We start from the raw sequence: 22,807 nt of genomic DNA on the forward strand, positions 1-22,807 counted from the left end.
CCTGCAAGGCGCTCCTGACCCGATTTCACATCGGGCCGGGAGACCGTGTAATCTCTCTCCTCGGCCCGCCCCTTTAGCTCAGTCGGCAGAGCGTCTCCATGGTAAGGAGAAGGTCTACGGTTCGATTCCGTAAAGGGGCTCAGAGTGTGGCATCCCATCTTCGGGTGGGATGCCTGACTCACCCGGCGGGGTAGCTCAGGTGGTTAGAGCACACGGCTCATAATCGTGGTGTCGCGGGTTCGACTCCCGCCCCCGCTACCGAATCAGTATTTCGAGAGTGCGATCACCCAAGTTGCGTACTCATGACATGAAGAGGTAGCTGTGGCCAAGTCGACCGACATTCGCCCGAAGATCACGCTGGCGTGCACGGTGTGCAAGGAGCGGAACTACATCACCAAGAAGAACCGGCGCAACGACCCGGATCGTCTTGAGCTGAAGAAGTACTGCCACCGGTGCAACGACCACACCGACCACCGCGAGACCCGCTGACCTCAGGTCGTCTTCGCAAGGGCCGCTTCGGATCATCCGAAGCGGCCTTTTGCTGTTCCCACGAGCGCCCTCACACCGTGAGGATCGGGCGCCCACCCTCGTAGGCGGTGAGACGCTCGTCACGAGGAGTGAGGCAGCAGGACCCGCACAGAGTGCCGTCGCCGACCTCGCTCGTGTAATAGAGACAGCAGGTTTTCCGCAGGTAGACGAGTTTCTCTGCCGCGATCTCGACGTCCCCGAGTCGGGCCAGTCCACCTGGCGCGTTCGCCGCGAAGGTCCGCCACCGCTCCAGCAGGAACGCCGGCTCCACGGTGACCTCCTCCCGCGTGGCAGCGCAGAATCCCATCGCACAGCCCGCCGCGACGCCGCCGTACACCTGCCGGAGCCCGGCCCGGGTCCGACGGTGCAACTCCTCGGAAAGTGGCAGCAGGTGTTTCCGCAGTACGACGTCGTACAACGTTTTCAGGCCGCCGGGGAGGAAACCCGCGGAACGGATCGCGACGGCCGCGATTCCGTGTCCGTCGTGCGGGCGGACCCAGAGGTTTTCCGGGCGGATGTCGAGTACTCGGCCTTCCAACGCCCACAGCAACAGCGCGGTCGCCGGCGCACGACCGGCGTAGAACGACATCAGACTGAGCGCGTTGGCGTGGGCCGAGCGGTGCGAACTGGCCTCGTCGTCGCGTTTGAGCAGCTCGGTGAGCTCGGGACTGCCCGGCTCGAGAATGCGGTCCACCCGCAGCCACTCGGAGCCTTCCGGCTCGCCGATCTCCACCTTGTACCGAGGCGCGTACCTGGCCAGCGCCGCCACTGCCGTCACGTTCGACCTTTCCGTCGGATCGTGGGTGGCGGAAACCCGGGCCACAGTCTGCCAGTAGGGTTAGCGGATATGACGATCGACGCCACGATGGTCGGCCGGAGCTACACGGCCGCCGAGTCCTACCAGGTCGGCCGGGAGAAGATCCGGGAGTTCGCCGACGCGATCGGTGACGGTAACCCGGCGTACCGGGGCGATGACGCGATCGCGCCGCCCACGTTCGCTTTCGTGATCGGCAGCCGCGCGCTCGAGCAGCTGCTGAACGACGACGAACTCGGTCTCCGGCTGGACCGGATCGTGCACGGCGCGCAGAAGTTCAGCTACACCCGCTCGATCAAGGCCGGCGACGAGATCGCCGCGACCGCCACCATCACCACCGTGCGCAAGGCCGGTCCAGTCGAGGTGATCATGTACGAGACCACCCTGGCCACCGTCGACGGCGAGCCGATCGCCACCTCCACGTCGACCCTCTCGCACAACCGGGCGGACGCATGAGCGAGCGCAGCGAGCGAACAAACAGTAGAGCCGAGGTAGGCACGGAGCTCCCGCCGCTGACCGTCACCTTCCGGCGCGAGGACCTGGTCCGGTACGCCGGCGCGAGCGGCGACTTCAACCCGATCCACTGGAGCGACCGGATGGCCGGCGCGCTCGGGCTGCCCGGCGTGATCGTGCACGGAATGCTGACGATGGCGACCGCGGTGCGGGTCGTCACGGACTGGATCGACGACCCGGCCGACCTGGTCGAGTACGGCGTACGGTTCACCAAGCCGGTCGTCGTACCGGATGACGACAAGGGTGCGAGTGTGACGTTTTCCGCGAAGGTCGACAAGGTCGCCGACGGGCAGGCCGAGATCGACATCACGGCGGTTGCCGGCGAGGAGAAGGTCCTCGGCCGGGCCAGGGCGGTCGTGCGCGTCCGGTGAGAACGCACGTGTCGCTGGCCGACTACACCACGCTGCGGATCGGCGGGTCGGCCGACAAGTTCATCGAAGTCACTACCGAGGACGACCTGATCACGGCGGTCCGGGATGCGGATGCGGCCGGGGAACCGGTTCTGCTGCTTTCCGGCGGTAGCAATGTCGTGATCGGTGACGACGGTTTCCGCGGCACCGTCGTGAAGGTCGCGACCTCCGGAATCCGGGTCGACGCGGACATGTGTTCCGGCGCGATGGTGCGGATCGCCGCAGGTGAGGACTGGGATGGCGTCGTCCAGCGCGCGATCGCGGAGGAATGGAGCGGCCTCGAGTCGATGTCCGGGATTCCCGGGCTCGCCGGCTCGACCCCAGTCCAGAACGTTGGGGCCTACGGGCACGAGGTCGCGGAAACCGTTGCCTCCGTCCGGGTCTGGGACCGGGTCGAGAACGCGGTCCGGACGATCTTCGCGGCGGACTGCGGATTCTCCTACCGGAACTCCCGCTTCAAGGCCGACCCGGCGCGGTACGTCGTCCTCGAGGTCACGTTCCAGCTGAAGCTCGGCGACCTGTCGGCACCTGTCGGGTACGCCGAACTCGCGCGTGTCCTCGACGTCGAGCCGGGTTCCCGGGCGCCGATGACCGAGGTCCGCGAGGCCGTGCTCGGTCTGCGCCGGAGCAAGGGGATGGTTCTCGACGCCGACGACCACGACACGTGGAGCGCCGGCTCGTTCTTCACCAACCCGATCCTCGACACGCCCGCCGAAGTACCGGCCGGTGCGCCGCAATGGCCGCAGCCGGACGGGCGCGTCAAGACCAGCGCGGCCTGGCTGATCGAGCACGCCGGCGTCTCGAAGGGCTTCGCCATCGGCGGCGCCTCCGTCTCCACCAAGCACACCCTCGCCCTCACCAACCGGGGCCAGGCCTCCGCGAAGGAACTTCTCGCCCTGGCGGCCCACGTTCGCGCGCAGGTCCAGCAGTCCTTCAACATCACCCTGGTCAACGAACCCGTCCTGGTGAACTGCGACTTCTGACCCGGTACCGAAGAACGGGTAGTGGTACACGCTCCGGCTGACTGGTCGGTTCGGTTACGCCTGCTCCCACCGACGGAGCCGGACCACTACCCGTCCTTCGGTACCTGTGGACAAAGCTCGGCACAGAACTGGCTTCAGCAGGCACTATGCGTCGGTGGTTTCCGTCGTGGAGGTGCTCGCCCGGTTGGGTGGCTGGGCGACGTCCGCCGACCTGGTGCGGGCGACGTCGCGGCGCACGCTGGCGGCAGCTGTCCGGCGTGGTGACGTCGAGCGGCTGACCCGCGGGATCTACGGACTGCCAGGGCTTGCGATCGACCTGGCCACCGCGATCGCACATGACGGCGTGCTGTCGCATGTGAGCGCTGCCGCGGTGTGGCGGTTGCCGCTCCTGTCCTCCCCGGCCAAGCCTCATGTGACGCTGCCGATGGACCGGAACGCGAAGGCCGCGCCGCCGGCGGTCCTGCACTGGGCGGACCTGCCGTCGGCGGATCGGCTGGCGCGCCGGACGTCGCTGCTGCGAACGGTCCTGGACTGTGCCCGCATTCTCCCGTTCGGCGAAGCGCTGGCGGTGGCTGACGCGGCGTTGGCCACCGGACGGGTGACCCACGAGGAGTTGATCGCGGCGACGGTGGCCATGGCCGGCCCCGGTCGGCCGAACGCTCTGCGGGTCGGGGCCGAGGCGACCAGTCTCTCGGAGAGCTTTCTCGAGTCGATGCTCAGAAGCCTGCTGGTGACCGCGGGGATCGAGGGGTTCGAACCGCAGTTGGTGGTGGACACCGGGGAGTCCCGGATGCGGGTCGACCTCGGGAACCGTGCAGCCCGGGTCGCTCTGGAGGCCGAGGGGTACGAGTTCCACGGCTCGCCTGCCAAGTTCGCCGCGGACTGTCGCCGGTACGACGATCTGGTGGCGGCCGGGTGGCTCGTCTTGCGGTTCGCGTATCAGCAGGTGATCGGCGATCCGCGGTGGGTGGTGGGCAGCGTGGGGAGTGCGCTCGCGTGCCGGAACGGCGTACCGAAGAACGGGTAGTGCTGGCCTCGGCGGTGCGCTCGCGAGCGTGGGGGTGGGCCAGATGGGGCCGATCAGGGGACCACTACCCGTTCTTCGGTGCGTGAAAAAGATTTACGTGGAGGGTAGGCAGGGGCGCCTCGGATTGCTAATCTTTTACGCAATCTGGTGGGAGGTGGGTAGTGAGGCGCAAAAGATTTTCTCGGCGGGAGGTTCTGGCCGGGGCCGGGGCAGGGTTGGCTGCGGCTGTGGTGCCGGGGTGTTCCGGCGGCGACAGCGGGCGGTCGAGTGCTCTGCAGGTGTGGGGTGGGGTCCCGGCAGCATCCGGGCCGGCCGATGTGGTGAAGGCGTTCCAGCAGAAGTTTCCGCAGTACAAGGTGAACTACACGCGGTTCGTGAACGACGACCGCGGCAACCTCAAGCTCGACACCGCCCTCCAGGGTGGCGTCGACATCGACGTGTACTTCACCTACTCCCAGGGTGCGATGGCGTTGCGGGCCGGGTCCGGACTGGCGGCGGACCTGACCGATCGCGTGACCGCGGACCCGGGTCTGAAGGTGTTCCTGGACACCGAGCAGCCGCGGTCGTATATCGACAAGGGCCGGGTCAAGGCGCTCGCCACCGCTCGTGAGCCGTACTTCGTGCTGTTCAACGAGAAACTCCGGCAGCAGGCCGGCGTCGACCTCCCGCACGCGTGGACGATCGACGAGTTCCGCGCGACGGCCCGGAAACTGACGACGGACAAGACGGTCGGAACGTACACGCTCCCCGACGTCGCCCGGATCGCCCTCGGTCCCAACTACTGGTACGACGGCGACCGCTCGAACTTCGGTGATCCGCACTTCGAGCAGGGTTTCCGCCTCGGTCGCGAGATGATCGCCGACGGAACGGCGTTTCCGTGGACCGAAGTACTGTCCCGGCACCTGGACGCGTACCAGCAGAACTCGTTCCTCGGCGAGGAGTTCCACCTCTGGTCGACGGCTCCGTTCAACTTGCGCTACCTGTATGACGCGAAGAAGTACCCGCACGACTTCAAGGTCGCGTTCGCGCCGACGCCGACGGTCGACGGCAAGGACTGGAACCTCGGCTCGTTCAGCAACTTCATCATGATCAACCCGAAGTCGCCGAAGTTCGAGGCGGCCTGGGCGTTCGTGAAGTTCTGGCTGACCGAGGGTGCGACGCCGATGCTCAAGGGCGGCAAGATGCCGTCGCTCGGCAGCGTCACCGACGACCAGATCGTTTCCGGAATGCTCGGGAAAGAGCCGGAGAAGTACTTCGATCTCGACTCGTTCCATCGCGTCGTCCTGGACGCGGATCCAAAGCTCGCCACCGACACCCGGCTGACCGGGTTTCCGGAAATCACGCAGGCGGTGAAGCAGCAGCGGGACCTGTGCTGGCTGGGGGAGAAGGACCCGGGCGTCGCGATCCGTGAGGTACGTCGGCTGGCCGACGCCGCGATCGCCCGCAACGAGAGGAGGCCCTGATGGCCACCGCCACGGTCGCCACCGCGCGTACGGCGGCCAGCACGGAGCGAGGTTCCGGAATCCGCCCGTCCGGCTGGATCGGTTTCCTGTTCATCGCCCCGAACCTGCTCGGCGTGATCGCCTTCACCCTGATCCCGCTGATCAGCGTCGTCGTGCTCGCCTTCACCGACTGGAACCTGGTTTCCGGCATCGGCGGAATCACGTTCAACGGCCTCGACAACTTCGTCGCGATCGCCCGCGACCCGGGGTTCTGGCACGCGATCGGCCTCACCCTGGTGTACGTCGTGGTGTCGGTCCCGCTGACCGTCGTACTTGGGCTCGCTCTCGGCATCGCGCTGAACCGGCCGCTCCCGGGACGGGCCGTCCTGCGGGCGATCTTCTTCCTGCCGTACATCGTCAACGTGGTCGCGATCGGCATGACCTGGCTGATGCTGATGAACCCGAAGGCCGGCCTGGTCAACCAGGTGCTGGACGTGTTCGGGATCCAGCCGGCCTGGTTCGCCTCGTCGCACTGGGCGCTGCCCGCGCTGATCGTGATGGCGGTCTGGGGCGGTGTCGGGTACTGCTCGCTGATCTACCTGTCCGCGCTGCAGGACGCGCCTCGGCAGCTGTACGAAGCGGCCGACATCGACGGCGCGTCCGCGTGGGCGAAGTTCCGCGTGATCACCTGGCCGTCGTTGCTCCCAACAACGATCTTCCTGCTGGTCACGCTGATCATCGGCGCGTCCCAGGGCTTCGGTCTGATCGCACTGATCACCGCGGGTGGTCCGGGCGACGCGACCACGACGATCTCGTACTACATGTACCAGACCGGCTTCCAGTTCTACCGCTTCGGATACGCCTCGGCGATCGGCCTGGTGACCTTCGCCGGTGTACTCGTCCTGACCCTGCTCACCTGGCGGGCGCAGCGAGGGAAGGCCCTCAATGACCAGTAAATACAGCAAGTGGATCTGGGGGATCCCGTTGTGGATCCTCGCGATCGCGTTCCTCGCACCGTTCGCGTGGATGATCTCGACCGCGCTGAAGCCGGACGTGGACGCCTACAAGATCCCGATGCAGTGGATCCCCAACCCGTTCCAGTGGGACAACTTCACCACGGTACTGAGCGGGGCGACCTCGGTCCTGCCCGCGTTCGGTCGCTCGGTGTTCGTCGCCGTACTGCGGGTCGCGGGTGAGCTGATCACCGCGACGATGGCCGGGTACGCATTCGCGCGGATGTCGTTCAAGGGGCGGGACAAGTTGTTCCTGCTGTACCTGGCGACGGCGATCATTCCGGCGCAGTTGCTCCTCGTTCCGCGGTTCATCTACTTCCAGAAACTCGGGCTCTACGACACCTTGTGGGCGCTGATCCTGCCCGGGATGTTCACCGTGCTCGGAACGTTCCTGATGCGGCAGTTCTTCATCAGCCAGCCGGCCGAGTTCGCCGAAGCGGCCCGGATGGACGGCGCCAACGAGTGGCGGGTCTTCACCCGGATCTACTTGCCGCTGGCAACACCGGTGATGAGCGCGCTCGGCATTCTCGCGTTCGTCTGGTCGTGGAACGACTACGAGACCCCGCTGGTACTGATCAGCAACCCCGACCGCTACACGCTGCCGCTCAGCCTCACGAACTTCGTCGACGAACAGGGGCAGATCGCACCGGGCCTGACGATGGCCGCCTCGGTGATCTCGATCGTGCCGGTACTGATCGTCTTCGTCGTCCTGCAGCGGCGGTTCATCGCCGCCATGACTCATACGGGAATCAAATGACCACGAACGTTTCCGGTGTCTTTCCGCATCTCGCCCAGATCGGCGACTTCGGTCCGCCACGCAGCGAGATCGGCGTCGGGTCGCTGATGCCGTGGAACGGAAAGCTCTACGTCCAGAACTACAACTCCCACAAGGCTGCGTCCGGCGGCGGAGTGAGCCTGCGCCGGGTCGACGCCGATCTGTCGATGGAAATCGTTCCCGAAACACTCGGCGTGGACGGAACGTACACGAACCGGTTCGTGCATTTTCCGACCTCGCAACTGGTCCTCGGACCGCACGTGATCAGTACCGACCACAAGATCGTCACGATCCCCGAGCTGCAGCCGCTCCGGGTCTGCGGTACGTCGCGGCACCTGACCAAGCCCGACACGCATGTGTATGTGCTCGCGATGGAAGGCGAGCTGTTCGAGCTCGACCTCACGACGTACGAGTGCACGCAGCTGTTCGACCTGAACGACGAGCTCGGGACTGACGGCGAGATGAAGGTCCACTACAAGGACTGCTACACGAGCTTCGGCCGGCTGGTGGTGTGCTCGAACGAGTACGCCGAGCCGGAGTGGGCCGGCGAACGGTCGCGCGGGCGCCTGGCGGAGTACGACGGCACGTCCTGGACGATCCTCCGCGAGGACCCGTTCACCGCGATCGGCGGCCGGCACGAGTTCGGCGGCACGATCTTCGCGACCGGCTGGGACCGCGCGTCGGCGATCCTCGAGGTGTTCACCGAGTCCGACCAGAAGTGGACGCGGTACCGGCTGCCGAAGGCGTCGCACTGCTTCGACCACAAGTGGCAGACCGAGTGGCCGCGGATCCGCGAGGTCGAGCACGAGCGGCTGCTGATGGACCACCACGGCATGTTCTACGAGCTGTCGCCGTGGGCGTACGGCGGGCGGATCTGGGGCGTGCGGCCGATCTCCACGCACCTGTGGGTGCTCGGCGACTTCTGCTCCTGGCGCGGAATGCTCGTCGCCGGGGCGGACAACGCGTCGCCGAGCCACGGGATGAACCCGACGACGGCCGAGCCGCAGTCCGGACTGTGGTTCGGCAAGACCGACGACCTGTGGAGTTTCGGGCCGCCGGCCGGATGGGGCGGACCGTGGTGGGAGACACCGGTTTCCGCGGGCGTTCCGTCCGATCCGTACCTGATGACGGGTTTCCGCGGAAAGTGCGTGCACCTGGAGAACTTCTCCGACACCGCACTCACGATCACGCTCGAGATCGACTTCCACGGGCACGGCCGGTTCGGCGCGGTCGAGACGCTGACGGTCGAACCGGGACAAGTACGGACACACGTTTTCCCCGACGGGTTCAGCGCGCACTGGGTGCGCGTGGTCAGTGACACCGACGGTGTGGCGAGTGCCCAGTTCGTCTATACGTGATGATCACGGAATGGATTCATCGATGGAACGAGCCGGCAGTCCGAGTCCGTTACAGCTGGTCAAGCAGGCCCTGCCCGAGCTGAACGGCGCGATGCAGCGGGTCGCCGAACAGATCCTGGCGAGCCCGGACGAGGTCGCGCGTGGGTCGATCACCAAGCTCGCCGGGGCCGCACAGACCTCGGCGGCGACAGTGACGCGGCTGTCCACGCACCTCGGGTTCGAGGGCTATCCCGCGCTGCGGGCCGCGCTGGCGATGGAGGTCGGGCGCGGCCTCGAGGCGGGCTGGGCGAGTGACATCGGGCTGGCGATCGGCCCGGCGGATCCGCCCGAGCAGGTGCTGAACGTGCTCGCGTCCACGCAGGCGAACGCATTGCGGAACGCGTTGTCCGCGATCGACCTGACCGCGGCCACCCAGGTCGCGGACGCGATCGCGGGCGCCCGGCGTACCCACATCTACGGCGAGTGGGGGGACGCGATCCCGGCCCGGGAGCTGTACATCCGGCTGTTGCGGATCGGGATTCCGGTGTGGTTCTTCGACGGGCCGCAGTCCTCGCAGATCGGGGCCGGCCTGCTCGGCCGCGGTGATGTCGCGCTGACCGTGGCGCGTTCCGGAACCGATCCGACCACGCTCGAGTACATCAAACGGGCGCACGAGCAGGGCGCGCTCACGGTCGCGATCACCGGGATGGTCGACGCGCCGATCAGCCGGTTCGCCGACGTCACCTTCAACACCGGAACGCCGAACGGCGCGACCTGGACCGAGTTCTTCGCCGGCCGCGCGAGCGACGTACTGACGGCCGGACTGTTGTTCGTCCTGGTCGCACAGCGGGTGCCCGATCACCTGACCGCACATCATCCGAACGGGCCGGGGCAGCCCGTCGTCCAGCGAGATACCTGAGAGGTCTTGTCGATGCAGCAGCTCGAGGTCCAGTCCGATCTGACCGTCGTCGGTGGCGGGCTCGCCGGAATCTGCGCGGCGATCGGCGCCGCGCGGCAGGGGAACACCGTGGCCCTGGTGCAGAACCGGCCGATGCTCGGCGGAAACTCGTCCAGCGAGGTGCGGGTGTGGGTGTGCGGGGCGACCGCCCACGGCACCCAGAGCTTCGCCCGCGAGACCGGCATCATGGGCGAGCTGTTCGTCGAGAACCAGTACCAGAACCCACTGGGGAACCCGTACTACTGGGACCTCGTGCTGCTCGAGGCAGTACGCGCCGAGCCGCTGATCACGCTGTACCTGAACACCGACGTCCGGTCCGTCGAGGCGGCCGACTCCGAGATCCGGTCGGTCACCGGCTGGCAGATGGGGTCGGAAAAGGAAATCCGTTTCGTCAGCCCGGTGTTCGTGGACTGTTCCGGCGACGGGCTGGTCGCAGTGCTCGCGGGAGCGGAGTACCGGACCGGTCGGGAGCCGCAATCGCTGTACGACGAGTCGTGGGCGCCCGAGGTGCCGGACTCGAACACGCTCGGCAGCACGATCCTCTTCTACACGAAGGACGCCGGCGAGCCGGTGCGGTTCGTGCCGCCGTCGTTCGCGCGGGACGTCACGGAAACCGCGATTCCGGAACGCCGGGTGATCCGGACGGACATGAACGGCTGCGCGTTCTGGTGGATCGAGTGGGGCGGTTCGCTGGACGTCGTCGACGACAACGAGGCGATCCGCGACGAGTTGCAGGCAGTGGTCTACGGAATCTGGGACTACATCAAGAATTCCGGCCGGTTCGACGCGGAGAACCTGACCCTGGAGTGGATCGGGTCGGTGCCGGGGAAACGCGAGTACCGGCGTTTTCTCGGCGATCACGTGCTGACCCAGCACGACGTACTGGAGCAGACGGAATTCGAGGATCCGGTCGCCTTCGGCGGTTGGTCGATCGATCTGCACCCGCCCGGCGGCGTCTACGCGTCGGAGCGCGGGTCGAAGCACTGGCACCCGGACGGGATCTACCACATTCCGCTGCGTTCCTTGTACTCGAAGAACGTGCGGAATCTCTGGCTGGCCGGCCGGAACATCAGCGCCAGCCACGTCGCGTTCGGTACGACGCGGGTGATGGCGACGTGCGCGCTGCTCGGTGAGGCTGCCGGTATCGGCGCGTCTGTTGCTCTACGCAACGGACTGACGCCGCGGGAACTGGCGCAGGACCACTTCGACCTGGTGAAGCACGCCATGACCCGCGCCGACTCCTCGGTCTTCGGCGTCCTGGACGACGACCCGGCGAACCTCGCGCTGTCCGCGACCGCCACCGCATCGTCCACGCTCACCCGGTCCGCGGCGGAGGTGTCGTCCGGAACGCTGCCCCTGACGACCGACGTCGGCATGGTCCTCCCCGTCGATCCGGCCCTCGACGGCTTCGAGCTCCTCGTCGACTCCACCGGCGGTTCCTTGACCGTCGAACTCCATGACCCGGTCAAGCCGCAGAACTATCTCCCCGCGGCACTCATCGACTCCTGCACCCTTGAGATCCCGGCCGGCGAGAAGCGCTGGGTCCACGTCCCGCTGACCTGGAACCCGTCCGGTCCTGCCAACGCGTTCGTCGTACTGAAGAAGACGCCCGGCATCTCAGTTCACACCACGACCACGCCGCTCCCGAGCACCGTGCACTTCGCGCATCGCGAACCGGCGGCCGATGAGCAGTGGACCGAGCAGTTCCGTGCTTGGAAGCACATCCTGCCCCGCGAGGGTCTCTGCCTCCGCCTCGGCGAGACCACGGCGTACGACGCCTCGAAGGTCATCGGCGGCTACGCGCGCCCGTACGGCGGCCCGAACCTCTGGTCCTCCGAGGACCTCGCGTGGGACGCGGCCCCGTGGCTACAGCTCACCTGGCCGGAGCCGGTCGAGCTGTCCGAGGTTGTGGTCGTCCTGGACGCGGATGTCCAGGAGGACCTCATCAACCTGCACCACCACCGCACGCCGTTCGAGACCCTGCCGACCCTCCTGGCCGACTACACCCTCGAAGCCCGCACCGAGGGCTCTGGCTGGCAGGTGATCGCAGAGGTCACGTCCAACCACCACCGCACCCAACGCCACCGTCTGGAGACTGCCACGCCGGTCACCCAGCTCCGGCTGACCGCGCACAAGACGAACGGCGCTCCGAGGGCTCACGTGGTGTCGATCCGCGCCTACTAGTAGCGCCACTCGAGCTCGTGATCCTGCATCCAGCGGGTCAGCGGGTCTGCGACGCGAGCTGACGTGGCTGCACCTGTCAGGAGGTCCGAGAGGACCTGGGCGGGTGCAGCCAGGCGGAGGCCGGTGTCGGTCTTTCGGGTGCGGGTGTAGACGATGTCCTCGGTTGTCTCGGCCAACACGATCGACCTGCTCGTTGCGGGGATCAGCTCCCAGACAGTGGCTGCCGCCACCGCATCGGGTGTGTAGATCACCGTCGGGCCGTTAGGCGTACCAGGAGCCCAGTGCTGGGCAGCCTGGGTCCCGCTGACCGCGTGCCGGAGCGAGCTGCCCGGTAGGTCGTCCAGGAGCTTCCCAGTGGGTTGTTTGCTGCGCCAGTACGTCAGCCGAGCGTTACGGCCGAAGCGCGCCGCCCGGTTCCAGCGACGTAGAAGGGCCAGCCAGCTCGGTACAGCGACGACGCCGGGCGCTGTGCGCTCGACCAGGTCTTCCCGGTCGAGCTGCTCGACCACGCGGCGGATCGTCGGCGCCGGGACGCCGGTGGTCGTGACCAGGTCGTGCGTGGTCCAGAGACTGCGGAAGTCCAGCAGCGCGCGGATGGCCAGCGCTGCCGCGTCGTCGGACAGCAGGTCGGCTGCGGTCGCACTCATCAGCCCGCTCCGGTGTCGTCGGATCGGCGGAACGGAAGCCCGAGCGGGACGGTGGCGTACGTCGACCACTCGTACTGCTCTTGGTCGCTGTTGAGCACGATCAGGCTGACGTCGGTCAGCTGCGTGGTGCCGTACCCGCCGCCGAGTGCCCGCGTGCGTTGGATGAGCGGCTCGGCCGGGGCGATCTGGTTCCAGTAGCCCAGAGAGATGTGGGGGTCCAACTCGGGCAGTGCGGGGACGGAGTCGGGGCCCCAGACATCGGTGATCGCGGCGCGCAGTTGGGCGCGGAGCCGGCGCATCCGGTCAACCGGGGCCACCGGGAGCTGCAGACTCTCGACGTCGACGACCGCGGGACCGATCCGGATCTCGAACGGCTTGAAGTGTTCGAGCCGCTGCCGAGCGGCCTCGACGATCGGACGCAGATCCGCCGACGGCACCTTGTCGACAAACCCGACGCCTTGCAACGTCAGGTGTAGCCAGCGTGCTGGGACCGGGGTGATGCCGGGGAGTGAGTCGACCAGCTGCTGGTACGCCGTGTGCAGCTCGAGGAGTGCCGTGTTCTCGGGGAAGACGATGTGCCAGGTGTAGAACGATCGCCCGGGACGCCAGTTCGGGCGCCAATACCAGTGATTGCGGACGTCCTTGATCATCTCCGGTCCTCTCTCGCGCGTCGTGCCGGATGGGCTCGGTGGGCATCGGCCAGTCCGTTGGGCGTCGGCCGGGGCTGGCGAGTGGGGAGAGCGGGGCGCTGGGTGAACTCGGCGATCCGGTCCCGCAGCATCCGGCCCGTCGAGCTCCGCGCGTACGGCGAGGTCAGGGCCGCTACCTCGGCGACTCGCTGGATCAGTGGGCGGACGCGGTACTCCATCGGGATGTCCAGGACCGGTTCGACGGCCTCGAGCGCACCGTCGAGCTCGCCGAGGAGCAGACGGGCCTTCGCCTGCTGAAGCCGCGCCATCCGTTCGGATCCGAGGTTCCGGAGGGGGTACGGCGCTGCCTCGAACAGGGCGACGCTGTGATCGGCGTGGTCCGCGGTGCGCTGGGCCTCGCCGAACGCCAGGTAGGTGTCCGCCCAGAAGCCTTCGGCGCGCTCCGGCGTACAGAGCAGGACGCCGCCTGGTTCGGACTCGGCTGGGCGGACGTTGAGCGTTCGGGCGACGTCGAGGAGTTCGCGGGCCTTGTCCGGTCGGCCTGCGCGGGCGAGGTCGACCGAGGCCGCGCTGGCGAGGAACAGTCGCGCCGTACCGGCGGCGTACCGCAGGCCGTCCTCGGCGTACGTCGCGGCTCGGGCGAAGTCGTCCTGCCAGAACGCGGCGGTGTGCTGGGTCGCGCGGATCCAGCCCCGCAGGGCGTCGTGGTCCGCGGCCTCCGCGCAGGCCCAGGCCGTCCGGGTGTGCGCCTCGGCGACGTCCGGCCGGCCGAGGTCGACCGACATCCAGGCGAGCAGCGTGATCGCCCAGCCGGCGGCCGAGTACAGGTCGCGGGACTGGCGGGGTGCTTGGTTGCCGGCCAGCAGGTTGAAGGCGCGATTCCGGATGGCCCGGCTCTTGGTGAACAGCTGCCTGGTCGGAGTGCGGAGGTAGGACTGGGCGATCCGCTCGATGTCGGCCCGAAGCTGCTCCACGGTGAGCTCGCCGACGTTGGACTCCTCGGCGAAGGAGAGCAGCGCGACGGACTCGTCACCGGCGTTGATCAGGTCGTCGTCGTGGCCGACCATCGAGGGTGGTGGCTGGTCCTGGTCGGTCGCGGAGGTTCCGGACGGCGGGAAGAATCCGAGTTCGTTGTCGGCGGCAACTTGCAGGACGTGGCGTAGACCGGAGCGATAAGCCGCGCCGGGCCAGCGAACCGCGCCGCGTTCCAGCTTGGCGATGTAGTGGCCGTCGAGTTCGTACTTGATCTCGGTGGTTTCCCACAGCCAGGAACAGATGGTGTCGGCGAGCTCGCCGCGGGACAGGGATTCGCCCGGCGCGCGGCGTGACGGAGTGCGCTCTCGCGCCGCCCGCAACAAGTCGTTGGGCTCTGGCATGGCGGTAACTGTAAGACGCCGAACACCCTCCGCGACCAGGAAATCGGGCCCTGTGGATGATCTGCCCCTGGCTGCCCCAGGATGCCCCGAATTCGTTGTGGAAAAGGAGGTTTCGGCCGTCGTGACCGGCGTTATCGCGTGGTGGGACCTCCGTCTCGGGGGATCGTGCGGGCTCGACACCGCTCGCTGAGCGTGAGCGGCGTGGGGCATTCAGGGGCAGATAGGGGCAGCCCTCGCGAGTTGGGCTCTGGGTGCGGGGTGGGTGGTTAAGGTTGTCGGGTGCCTGAGGAAGCCGTGACGACGTTGCGCGCCGATCTGCCGCGCTTCGGACGGGTGGAGGAAGGGTTCGCTCTGCTCGAGGTGTTCCTGGAGGTTGCCCGGCCCCGGCTGGGCGCGGTCGTGCTGGATCCGGTGGAGATGCGGCTGCCGGACGAGATGACCGAGCATCGGGCGGTGGTGCAGGGCCTGATCGATGACATCGATCAGGCGCAGCGAGGGAAGGGTCGGGTCGTCGAGCGCGAGTTCGACATGGACGACGAGCAGGCGCGGTGGGACTACGTGCGGCTTGCGTACAGCTCGAGTCAGGCGACGGTTTGGAGCCGTCGGCAACGGACGACGTACTTCGAGGCGTCCAGTGGGGCCAAGGCGACGTACTGGCTGCCGGACAGTCTGAAGGCTGAGTACTTCGAGGCGTTGACCTCCCGTGGGTGGGCGATTCCGGAGGATTGGCTGGTCGCGGTGGCCAAGCGGCCCAAGCCTTGGTGGAAGCGCGGGGGCCGCTGACCTACTGCGGACGGATGGGTTGAGCGGTCGTCAGGTGAGGGCTGGGAGATGTGAGAGGGCCTCGGCAACGGCTGACTGGATCTCGGCGTCCTCCCAGGAGCGGTCGGTCATGGTGTTGGACAGGTACGCGTCGTAGGCGGCCAGGTCGAGATGACCGTGGCCGCAGAGGGCCGTCAGGATGACCTTCTCCTCGCCGGATTCCTTGCAGCGTTGAGCTTCTTCGATGGCGGCGGCCAGGGCGTGCGTGGGCTCGGGGGCGGGGACGATGCCTTCGGTCCGGGCGAACTGGAGTCCGGCGGCGAAGCATTCGGACTGCGGCTTCGCGACCGCTTCGAGCTCACCCGTTTCGTAGAGGTGGCTGATCAACGGGCTCATCCCGTGGTACCGCAGGCCGCCGGCGTGGATCGGATCCGGGACGAAGTCGTGACCGAGGGTGTGCATCTTCATCAGCGGGGTCATGCCGATCGTGTCGCCGAAGTCGTACGCGTACGTGCCCTGAGTTAGCGAGGGGCACGCTGCCGGCTCCACCGCGCGCACGACCGGTGACATCCGCCCGGCCCACCTCTCGCGCAGGAACGGGAAGGCGAGGCCGCCGAAGTTCGACCCGCCGCCGGTGCAGCCGACGATAAGGTCGGGGGTCTCGCCGACCATTGCCAACTGCATCAGCGCTTCCTCGCCGATGATGGTCTGGTGCATCAGCACGTGGTTGAGCACCGATCCGAGGGCGTAGTGCACCTCGGGATCCTGTACTGCGGCCTCGACTGCCTCGCTGATCGCGATCCCCAGTGAACCGGTGGAATCCGGGTGCTCGGCGAGGATCTTCCGCCCGGCTTCGGTGAGCTCCGACGGGCTCGGGTGCACGGTCGCGCCGAAGATCTGCATCATCGTCCGCCGGTACGGCTTCTGGTCGTACGACGCCCGCACCTGCCAGACCTCACAGTCCAGCCCGAACTGCGCGCAGGCGAACGCCAGCGCCGTACCCCACTGTCCTGCGCCGGTTTCGGTGGTGAGCTTTCGGACGCCGGATTTCGCGTTGTAGTACGCCTGGGGGACTGCGGTGTTGGGCTTGTGTGAGCCCGCCGGCGAGACGCCTTCGTATTTGTAATAGATCCGCGCCGGTGTATCGAGCGCCTTCTCGAGACGATGCGCCCGGTAGAGCGGGCTGGGTCTCCACAGCCGGTAGACGTCGAGCACTTCGCCCGGAATGTCGACGTACTGCTCCTGCGAGACCTCCTGCAGGATCAGATCCATCGGGAAGAGCGGTGCGAGATCGTCCGGGCCGATCGGTTGGCCCGTGCCTGGGTGCAGCACCGGTGGCGGAGGCGTCGGCAGGTCGTGAAGCACGTTGTACCAACGCGTTGGCAGTTCGTCCTCGGGAAGCAGGATCTTCGTTGGCGTCATACCGCAAAGCTAGGCGCGCTCCGACCCCCGAACAATGACCCGAACCGGAACTCAACCGGCACTTATTCTGCCCACACCAACCGATCGACCGTTCCTCCTGCCTCCACGCGATAAATCACGTCGGAAGGCTGCCGCGTTCCCAGCGCATCGGCCACACCGAGTCGTCGCAGGAGCACGCGCCCGATCATCTCATGCGACACCACCAACGGCCGCCGAGCCCCACTCCGCCCCACCATCGTGGAGCTCCTCTGCCTACAGCAGTTCGGCGTTTCTGGTGGCTTGTTGGAGGCCGACGGGGGTGAGTGGTGAGTCGAGGCGGCCTTGGCGGTGGCCGGTGGTGTTCCACTCGGTCTGGCCGTGGCGGGCCAGGTAGATCGTCAGACCGGCAGGGTGGCTGGGGTGCCGAGCCATTGGTCTATTTCGGTGAGGAGGGACTTTTGGGTTTCTGGTGGGGCGGTGGAGGCGAGGACCGAGGAGCGGGCCAGGTCGGCGAGCTCGGAGTCGGTGAAGCCGTGGACGGTGCGGGCGGTTTCGTACTGCTCGGCCAGGCGGGAGCCGAAGAGCAACGGGTCGTCGGCTCCGAGGGCGATGCGGGCGCCGGCTTCGTAGAGCTCGCGGAGCGGGACGTCCTCGGGACGGCGGTAGACGCCGAGTGAGACGTTGGACGCGGGGCAGACCTCCAAAGCGATCTGCGCGTCGACGATCCGCTTCAACAGGTCTGGATCCTCGACAGAGCGGACGCCGTGACCGATGCGGCCGGCACCGAGCTCGTCCAGGCAGGTGCGGACGGTGGCGGGCCCGCAGAGCTCACCACCGTGCGGCGCCGCCAGCAGGCCGGCGTGCCGTGCGATCCGGAACGCCGGCTCGAATTCAGACGTCGTACCCCGGCGCTCGTCGTTCGACAGTCCGAAACCGACCACGCCGCGTCCGACGTACTGCGAGGCCAGCCGCGCCAACGTCCGGGCATCGAGCGGGTGCCGGGTCCGGTTCGCGGCGATGATCACCTGGACGTCGATCCCGGTCGACGCGGACGCATCGCGCGCGGCGTCCAGTACGAGATCGGTGAACTCGGTGATCCCGTGGAACCGGTTCGCGTACCCGGACGGGTCGACCTGGATCTCCAGCCAGCGCGAACCGTCGGCCCGGTCGTCCTCGGCCGCCTCGCGCACCAGACGCCGTACGTCGTCCTCGGTCCGCAGCACCGAACGCGCGATGTCGTAGAGCCGCTGGAACCGGAACCAGCCACGCTCGTCAGCCGCCGACAGCTCCGGCGGCCAGTCGGTGCGCAGCGCATCGGGCAGCCGGACGCCGTGCTTGTCCGCGAGCTCTACCAGGGTCAGGTGCCGCATCGACCCGGAGAAGTGCAGATGCAGGTGCGTCTTCGGCAACACCCGCAGATCCCGCTGCGTCATTACCGAAGGTTACCGAGCCCGTACCCGACCGGCGAAATCCGGGATCGCCCCAGCAGCTTCGCGATCCGCCCGAGGCCCTCGGCCAGGTCGTCGTCGCCGAGCGCGTAGGACAGCCGCAGGTACCCAGGAGCGCCGAACGCCTCGCCCGGCACGACCGCCACCTCGACCTCGTCGAGGATCAGGTCGGCCAGCTCGGCGGACGTGGTCGGAGTCCGCCCGGCAACCTCCTTGCCGAGGACGCCCTTGACCGACGGGTACGCGTAGAACGCGCCGGTCGGCTCCGGGCACTCGACGCCGGGGATCTCGTTGAGTATCCGGACCATGGTCCGACGGCGCCGATCGAACGCCTGCTTCATCTCGTCGACTGCGCTCAGATCGCCGGACACCGCGGCCAGAGCGGCCCGCTGGGCGATGTTGCAGACGTTCGAGGTCTGGTGCGACTGCAGGTTCGTCGCGGCCTTGATCACGTCCTTCGGGCCGATCATCCAACCGACCCGCCAACCGGTCATCGCGTACGTCTTGGCGACCCCGTTGAGTACGACGGTCTTGTCCGCCAGCTCCGGTACCGCGACCGGGATCGACGTCGGCGTCGCGTCGCCGTACGTCAGGTGCTCGTAGATCTCGTCGGTGATCACCCAGAGGTCGTGCTCGAGCGCCCAACGGCCGATCGCCTCGACCGCCTCCGGGCTGTCGACCGCGCCGGTCGGGTTGCTCGGCGAACAGAACAGCAGCGCCTTGGTCTTCTCGGTCCGCGCCGCCTCGAGTTGCTCGACGGTGACGCAGTAGTTCTGCGACTCGTCGGCGAGCACCTCGACCGGTACGCCGCCCGCCAGCCGGATCGTCTCCGGGTACGTCGTCCAGTACGGCGCCGGAAGCAGCACCTCGTCGCCCGGGTCGAGCAGGGTCGCGAACGCGTTGTAGACCGCGTGCTTCCCGCCGTTCGTGACCAGGACCTGCGCGGCCTCGATCTCGTACCCGGAGTCGCGCTTGGTCTTGTCGGCGATCGCCTGCTTCAGCTCCGGCAGGCCGCCGGCCGGGGTGTACCGGTGGTTCTTCGGATCCCGCGCTGCCGCGACCGCAGCCTCGACGATGTAGTCCGGCGTCGGGAAGTCCGGCTCACCCGCGCCGAACCCGATCACCGGGCGCCCGGCCGCCTTGAGGGCCTTCGCCTTGCTGTCCACCGCCAGCGTCGCCGATTCACTGATGGCGCCGATCCGCGCCGAGATCCTGGAACCCATGACGACCATCCTGGCACCACGCCGTACGGCGGTGTTCGGCGGTTTCACGGGGTGGTCCGGGGAACGCGCCGGGGGTGTGGTGCGTTGGGGATCACTGGAGGCTGTATGGTTCTGACCGCGGTGCGGCGCCTGGTGACGGGTCGTGCGGGCAGGGTCAGGACGAAGGAGGCCGAGAGGCTGAGTTCGACCAGGTGGCTCCGACCCCGTACACTCATCTAGTCCGGGCGTTGATGGCCCTGATCCGGCATGCCCGAGATCAGGTCCGACGCGGCGTCCAGATGGATTGCAGAGGGCACTAGCTCAACTGGCAGAGCATCGGTCTCCAAAACCGAAGGTTGGGGGTTCAAGTCCCTCGTGCCCTGCAAATCCTGACCGGCGCAGGGCCGGTCAGGCCGCCGCTAGCGAAAGAGGTAGGTCGTGACGGAGACGCGCACCCCGGCACCGTCCGGCGCCGGCAAGCCGGCGGAAGGCAAGCAGGGCAGGGGCCTGCTGCGCTTCTACCGCCAGGTTGTCGCGGAGCTCCGCAAGGTCGTCTGGCCTACCCGCAAGCAGCTGTCCACCTACTTCGTGGTGGTCCTGACGTTCGTGGTGTTCGTGATCGCGATCGTCTCGGTCCTCGACCTCGCCTTCGGCTGGGCGATGTTCAAGATCTTCGGCTGAGGTTTCGCCACGGCCGACGACCGCACGCAGGTCCCGGGCTCCTGACCCGACCCGAAGCAGACAAGACCCCGATGCACAGATGACGGAGTACGACGTGTCCGAGCGCGACGACGAGGTCCTCGACTACGAGGGCGAGTTCGACGTATCCGACTCCGACGACGACCTCGATTTCGACGAGAACGCCACCGGTGACGACCTCTTCGGTGACGACGACGATGACGACGACCCGTTCGCGGATCTCGACGACGACGATGACGATGACGACGACGAGGATGCCGACGCGGACGAGAACGAGTACTCCGCCGACGACGAGTCCGAGGTGCCGAGCGCTGACGCCGACACGTCGGACGACGAGCCGGTCGTCGTGGTCGCACCCGCCGACGAGTCCGAGGTCACCGAGGTCGTGACCGAGGACGACGTCGAGGACGCCGCCGAGGAGCTGGCCGAGGAAACCGCCGAGACCGCGCCGCTGACCACCACCGAGCCGCCGGCCGCGGCCGACGAGGTGGTCTTCTCGAGCGCTGACGACGGCGACGAGGACAGCGACGACGAGGACGATGCCGACGTGGACGCGCTGGCTGCGGCCGCCGCCGCGGCGCAGGCCGACGACGAGGCCGAAGAGGCGGAGCCCGAGGAGCCGGGTGACCCGCTCGAGGAGCTGCGCAGCCGGCTACGTTCGCAGATCGGTGACTGGTACGTGGTGCACACGTACTCAGGGATGGAGAACCGGGTCAAGGGCAACCTGGAGAACCGGATCAACTCCCTGAACATGGAGGACTACATCTTCGAGATCATCGTGCCGACCGAAGAGGTCGCCGAGATCAAGAACGGGCAGCGCCGGATGGTGAAGCGCACGGTGCTCCCCGGCTACGTCCTGGTCCGGATGGATCTGACCGACGAGTCCTGGTCGACCGTGCGGCACACGCCGTCGGTGACCGGCTTCGTCGGGAACAGCCAGAAGCCGGTCCCGCTCAGCCTCGAAGAGGTCGAGAAGATGCTCGCTCCGGCCGTCGTGGCGGCGGCCGAGGCGGCGGCAGCCGAAGCTGGTGCCGCACCCGCCAAGACCGCGGCCAAGAAGAAGGTCGAGGTCGCCGACTTCGGTGTCGGGGACTCGGTCATGGTGGTCGACGGGCCGTTCGCGACCCTGCACGCCACAGTCACGGAGATCAACGCCGAGGCCCAGCGGATCAAGGCCCTGGTGGAGATCTTCGGCCGGGAGACCCCGGTGGAACTCAGCTTCAACCAGATCCAGAAAGTCTAAGGACCCGACGAATGCCTCCCAAGAAGAAGATCGCTGCACTGGTCAAGGTGCAGCTCCAGGCCGGTGCCGCGACGCCGGCACCGCCGGTCGGTACCGCGCTCGGTCCGCACGGCGTCAACATCATGGAGTTCTGCAAGGCGTACAACGCCCAGACGGAGTCCATGCGCGGCAACGTCGTACCGGTCGAGATCACGATCTACGAAGACCGTTCCTTCACCTTCATCACCAAGACGCCGCCGGCGCCGGAGATGATCAAGAAGGCCGCCGGTCTGCAGAAGGGCTCGGCCGTCCCGCAGCGCGACAAGGTCGGCAAGATCACCAAGGACCAGGTCCGCGAGATCGCCACCACCAAGATGCCGGACCTCAACGCCCGCGACATCGACGCCGCGATGAAGATCATCGAGGGCACCGCGCGCTCCATGGGCGTCACGGTCGACGGCTGATCACAGCCCTCGGTACGACGTACCACTCAGCACTTCACGTAGTTGTGGCAGGGCGAAGCGCCGCCCGGAGACCACACCCCAGAGAGGAACCGTAGTAATGGCACAGCGCAGTAAGGCGTACCGCGCGATCGCGGACAAGATCGACTTCGATCACCTGTACACGCCGCTCGAGGCGATCCGGTTGGCCAAGGAGGCCGCCGGCAGCAAGAAGTTCAACTCCACCGTGGACGTCGCGATGCGTCTCGGGGTCGACCCCCGCAAGGCCGACCAGATGGTGCGCGGCACCGTCAACCTTCCGCACGGCACTGGCAAGACGGCACGGGTCCTCGTCTTCGCCACCGGCGAGAAGGCCGAGGCCGCGAAGGCCGCCGGCGCCCACTTCGTCGGCGACGACGACATGATCAAGAAGGTCACCGACGGCTGGCTGGACTTCGACGCCGTCGTCGCCACCCCTGACCTGATGGGCAAGGTCGGCCGCCTCGGTCGCGTCCTCGGCCCGCGTGGTCTGATGCCGAACCCGAAGACGGGTACGGTCACCCCGGACGTGACCAAGGCCGTGTCCGACATCAAGGGCGGCAAGATCGAGTTCCGGGTCGACCGGCACTCGAACCTGCACTTCATCATCGGCAAGGCGTCGTTCGACGAGGCCCAGCTGGTGGAGAACTACGGCGCCGCGCTCGAGGAGATCCTTCGGCTGAAGCCGGCCAGCTCCAAGGGCCGCTACATCAAGAAGACGGTCTTCTCGACCACGATGGGCCCTGGCGTCCAGGTTGACCCCAACGTGACTCGCAACCTCTCCGAGGACTCGGTCGAGGCCTGAGCCTCCACCCCCGTCACACCAGAAGCCCCCGGGATCTGGCGGGTTCATGCGGTCCTCGCAACACCTCGATTTGAGGAGTTGCGGGGACCGTGTCGTTTTCGGAGGAGTTGGCCGGCCTGTTGAGGTTGGTGG

General features: G+C 67.5%; 24 protein-coding genes and 3 tRNA genes. 19 read left to right on the plus strand and 8 right to left on the minus strand.

The features are described from left to right. The first annotated feature begins 67 nt into the window (after positions 1-67). The 3 genes from ACWGID_RS02725 to rpmG all read left to right on the plus strand — a co-directional run bounded on the left by ACWGID_RS02725 (position 68) and on the right by rpmG (position 489). Positions 68-140 (plus strand) — tRNA-Thr (locus ACWGID_RS02725). A 44-nt stretch (positions 141-184) separates the two neighbouring features. Further along, a tRNA-Met gene (locus ACWGID_RS02730) sits at positions 185-258 on the plus strand. Positions 259-321: 63 nt separating this feature from the next. Next, positions 322-489, plus strand: coding sequence for a 50S ribosomal protein L33 (rpmG, locus tag ACWGID_RS02735; RefSeq protein ID WP_130384703.1), 168 nt, complete (start codon positions 322-324; stop codon positions 487-489). A gap of 70 nt (positions 490-559) precedes the next feature. Here rpmG and ACWGID_RS02740 read toward each other — a convergent pair whose 3' ends face one another. Further along, positions 560-1,306 (minus strand): hypothetical protein, encoded by a 747-nt coding sequence (locus ACWGID_RS02740; RefSeq protein WP_452193753.1) that lies wholly within the window; start codon positions 1,304-1,306, stop codon positions 560-562. A 69-nt stretch (positions 1,307-1,375) separates the two neighbouring features. Here ACWGID_RS02740 and ACWGID_RS02745 point away from each other — a divergent pair, with 69 nt between their 5' ends. From ACWGID_RS02745 to ACWGID_RS02790, 10 genes are all read left to right on the plus strand, one after another. Then, positions 1,376-1,798, plus strand: coding sequence for an FAS1-like dehydratase domain-containing protein (locus ACWGID_RS02745; protein WP_452193755.1), 423 nt, complete (start codon positions 1,376-1,378; stop codon positions 1,796-1,798). Further along, positions 1,795-2,226 carry a MaoC/PaaZ C-terminal domain-containing protein gene (locus ACWGID_RS02750; RefSeq protein WP_452193756.1) on the plus strand — a complete coding sequence of 144 codons (432 nt, stop codon included), beginning with the start codon at positions 1,795-1,797 and terminating at the stop codon, positions 2,224-2,226. The genes ACWGID_RS02745 and ACWGID_RS02750 overlap by 4 nt, the downstream gene beginning before the upstream one ends. Next, positions 2,223-3,248, plus strand: a complete 1,026-nt coding sequence (locus ACWGID_RS02755; protein ID WP_452193757.1) for a UDP-N-acetylmuramate dehydrogenase — start codon at positions 2,223-2,225, stop codon at positions 3,246-3,248. Before ACWGID_RS02750 ends, ACWGID_RS02755 begins: the two co-directional genes overlap by 4 nt. 154 nt (positions 3,249-3,402) lie before the next feature. Next, positions 3,403-4,275: a type IV toxin-antitoxin system AbiEi family antitoxin domain-containing protein gene (locus ACWGID_RS02760; RefSeq protein WP_452193759.1), complete on the plus strand. Its 873-nt coding sequence runs from the start codon at positions 3,403-3,405 to the stop codon at positions 4,273-4,275. 227 nt (positions 4,276-4,502) lie between these two features. After that, complete coding sequence (locus tag ACWGID_RS02765) at positions 4,503-5,738, plus strand: ABC transporter substrate-binding protein (RefSeq protein WP_452193760.1); 1,236 nt, start codon at positions 4,503-4,505, stop codon at positions 5,736-5,738. Continuing rightward, positions 5,738-6,673, plus strand: coding sequence for a carbohydrate ABC transporter permease (locus tag ACWGID_RS02770; protein ID WP_452193762.1), 936 nt, complete (start codon positions 5,738-5,740; stop codon positions 6,671-6,673). The genes ACWGID_RS02765 and ACWGID_RS02770 overlap by 1 nt, the downstream gene beginning before the upstream one ends. After that, positions 6,663-7,487: a carbohydrate ABC transporter permease gene (locus ACWGID_RS02775; RefSeq protein WP_452193763.1), complete on the plus strand. Its 825-nt coding sequence runs from the start codon at positions 6,663-6,665 to the stop codon at positions 7,485-7,487. Before ACWGID_RS02770 ends, ACWGID_RS02775 begins: the two co-directional genes overlap by 11 nt. After that, positions 7,484-8,863, plus strand: a complete 1,380-nt coding sequence (locus tag ACWGID_RS02780) for a hypothetical protein (protein ID WP_452193765.1) — start codon at positions 7,484-7,486, stop codon at positions 8,861-8,863. Before ACWGID_RS02775 ends, ACWGID_RS02780 begins: the two co-directional genes overlap by 4 nt. Before the next feature lie 10 nt (positions 8,864-8,873). Beyond that, a complete protein-coding gene (locus tag ACWGID_RS02785) occupies positions 8,874-9,761 on the plus strand; it encodes a MurR/RpiR family transcriptional regulator (protein ID WP_452193767.1) in 888 nt (295 codons plus the stop codon). A gap of 12 nt (positions 9,762-9,773) precedes the next feature. Continuing rightward, entirely contained in the window at positions 9,774-11,984 is a 2,211-nt protein-coding gene (locus ACWGID_RS02790; RefSeq protein ID WP_452193769.1) for an FAD-dependent oxidoreductase, read from the plus strand. On the opposite strand, the gene ACWGID_RS02795 is transcribed toward ACWGID_RS02790, so the two are convergent. The 3 genes from ACWGID_RS02795 to ACWGID_RS02805 are packed head-to-tail and all read right to left on the minus strand — an operon-like array spanning position 11,981 to position 14,657. Continuing rightward, on the minus strand, positions 11,981-12,631 hold the full coding sequence (locus tag ACWGID_RS02795) for a hypothetical protein (RefSeq protein ID WP_452193770.1): 651 nt from the start codon (positions 12,629-12,631) through the stop codon (positions 11,981-11,983). The genes ACWGID_RS02790 and ACWGID_RS02795 overlap by 4 nt on opposite strands. Beyond that, positions 12,631-13,281 (minus strand): 2'-5' RNA ligase family protein, encoded by a 651-nt coding sequence (locus ACWGID_RS02800; RefSeq protein ID WP_452193772.1) that lies wholly within the window; start codon positions 13,279-13,281, stop codon positions 12,631-12,633. The genes ACWGID_RS02795 and ACWGID_RS02800 overlap by 1 nt, the downstream gene beginning before the upstream one ends. Further along, positions 13,278-14,657 carry a hypothetical protein gene (locus ACWGID_RS02805; protein WP_452193773.1) on the minus strand — a complete coding sequence of 460 codons (1,380 nt, stop codon included), beginning with the start codon at positions 14,655-14,657 and terminating at the stop codon, positions 13,278-13,280. The genes ACWGID_RS02800 and ACWGID_RS02805 overlap by 4 nt, the downstream gene beginning before the upstream one ends. 279 nt (positions 14,658-14,936) lie before the next feature. Between ACWGID_RS02805 and ACWGID_RS02810 the strand changes: the two genes are divergently transcribed. Then, complete coding sequence (locus ACWGID_RS02810) at positions 14,937-15,440, plus strand: hypothetical protein (protein WP_452193775.1); 504 nt, start codon at positions 14,937-14,939, stop codon at positions 15,438-15,440. A gap of 30 nt (positions 15,441-15,470) precedes the next feature. Here ACWGID_RS02810 and ACWGID_RS02815 read toward each other — a convergent pair whose 3' ends face one another. The 4 genes from ACWGID_RS02815 to ACWGID_RS02830 form a co-directional block, all read right to left on the minus strand. Continuing rightward, positions 15,471-16,841, minus strand: a complete 1,371-nt coding sequence (locus tag ACWGID_RS02815; RefSeq protein WP_452193776.1) for a TrpB-like pyridoxal phosphate-dependent enzyme — start codon at positions 16,839-16,841, stop codon at positions 15,471-15,473. Positions 16,842-17,093: 252 nt separating this feature from the next. Then, entirely contained in the window at positions 17,094-17,252 is a 159-nt protein-coding gene (locus ACWGID_RS02820) for a phosphoglycerate mutase family protein (RefSeq protein WP_452193778.1), read from the minus strand. Further along, the gene (locus tag ACWGID_RS02825) at positions 17,219-18,253 is read right to left on the minus strand and encodes an adenosine deaminase (protein WP_452193779.1); all 1,035 of its coding nucleotides are present in this window, start codon (positions 18,251-18,253) and stop codon (positions 17,219-17,221) included. Before ACWGID_RS02825 ends, ACWGID_RS02820 begins: the two co-directional genes overlap by 34 nt. Continuing rightward, positions 18,253-19,491 carry a pyridoxal phosphate-dependent aminotransferase gene (locus ACWGID_RS02830; protein WP_452193781.1) on the minus strand — a complete coding sequence of 413 codons (1,239 nt, stop codon included), beginning with the start codon at positions 19,489-19,491 and terminating at the stop codon, positions 18,253-18,255. The genes ACWGID_RS02825 and ACWGID_RS02830 overlap by 1 nt, the downstream gene beginning before the upstream one ends. Before the next feature lie 289 nt (positions 19,492-19,780). On the opposite strand from ACWGID_RS02830, the gene ACWGID_RS02835 reads away from it, so the two are divergent. From ACWGID_RS02835 to rplA, 5 genes are all read left to right on the plus strand, one after another. Beyond that, positions 19,781-19,853: transfer RNA gene (locus ACWGID_RS02835), tRNA-Trp, on the plus strand. A 55-nt stretch (positions 19,854-19,908) separates the two neighbouring features. Further along, the gene (gene secE, locus ACWGID_RS02840; protein ID WP_130384685.1) at positions 19,909-20,151 is read left to right on the plus strand and encodes a preprotein translocase subunit SecE; all 243 of its coding nucleotides are present in this window, start codon (positions 19,909-19,911) and stop codon (positions 20,149-20,151) included. Positions 20,152-20,470: 319 nt separating this feature from the next. Beyond that, the gene (nusG, locus tag ACWGID_RS02845) at positions 20,471-21,412 is read left to right on the plus strand and encodes a transcription termination/antitermination protein NusG (protein WP_452193807.1); all 942 of its coding nucleotides are present in this window, start codon (positions 20,471-20,473) and stop codon (positions 21,410-21,412) included. Positions 21,413-21,423: 11 nt separating this feature from the next. Further along, entirely contained in the window at positions 21,424-21,855 is a 432-nt protein-coding gene (rplK, locus tag ACWGID_RS02850; RefSeq protein WP_132319511.1) for a 50S ribosomal protein L11, read from the plus strand. Positions 21,856-21,952: 97 nt separating this feature from the next. Then, positions 21,953-22,675, plus strand: a complete 723-nt coding sequence (gene rplA, locus ACWGID_RS02855) for a 50S ribosomal protein L1 (RefSeq protein WP_452193784.1) — start codon at positions 21,953-21,955, stop codon at positions 22,673-22,675. Positions 22,676-22,807: the final 132 nt, after the last annotated feature.

It is taken from the genome of Kribbella sp. NPDC054772, assembly GCF_053611945.1.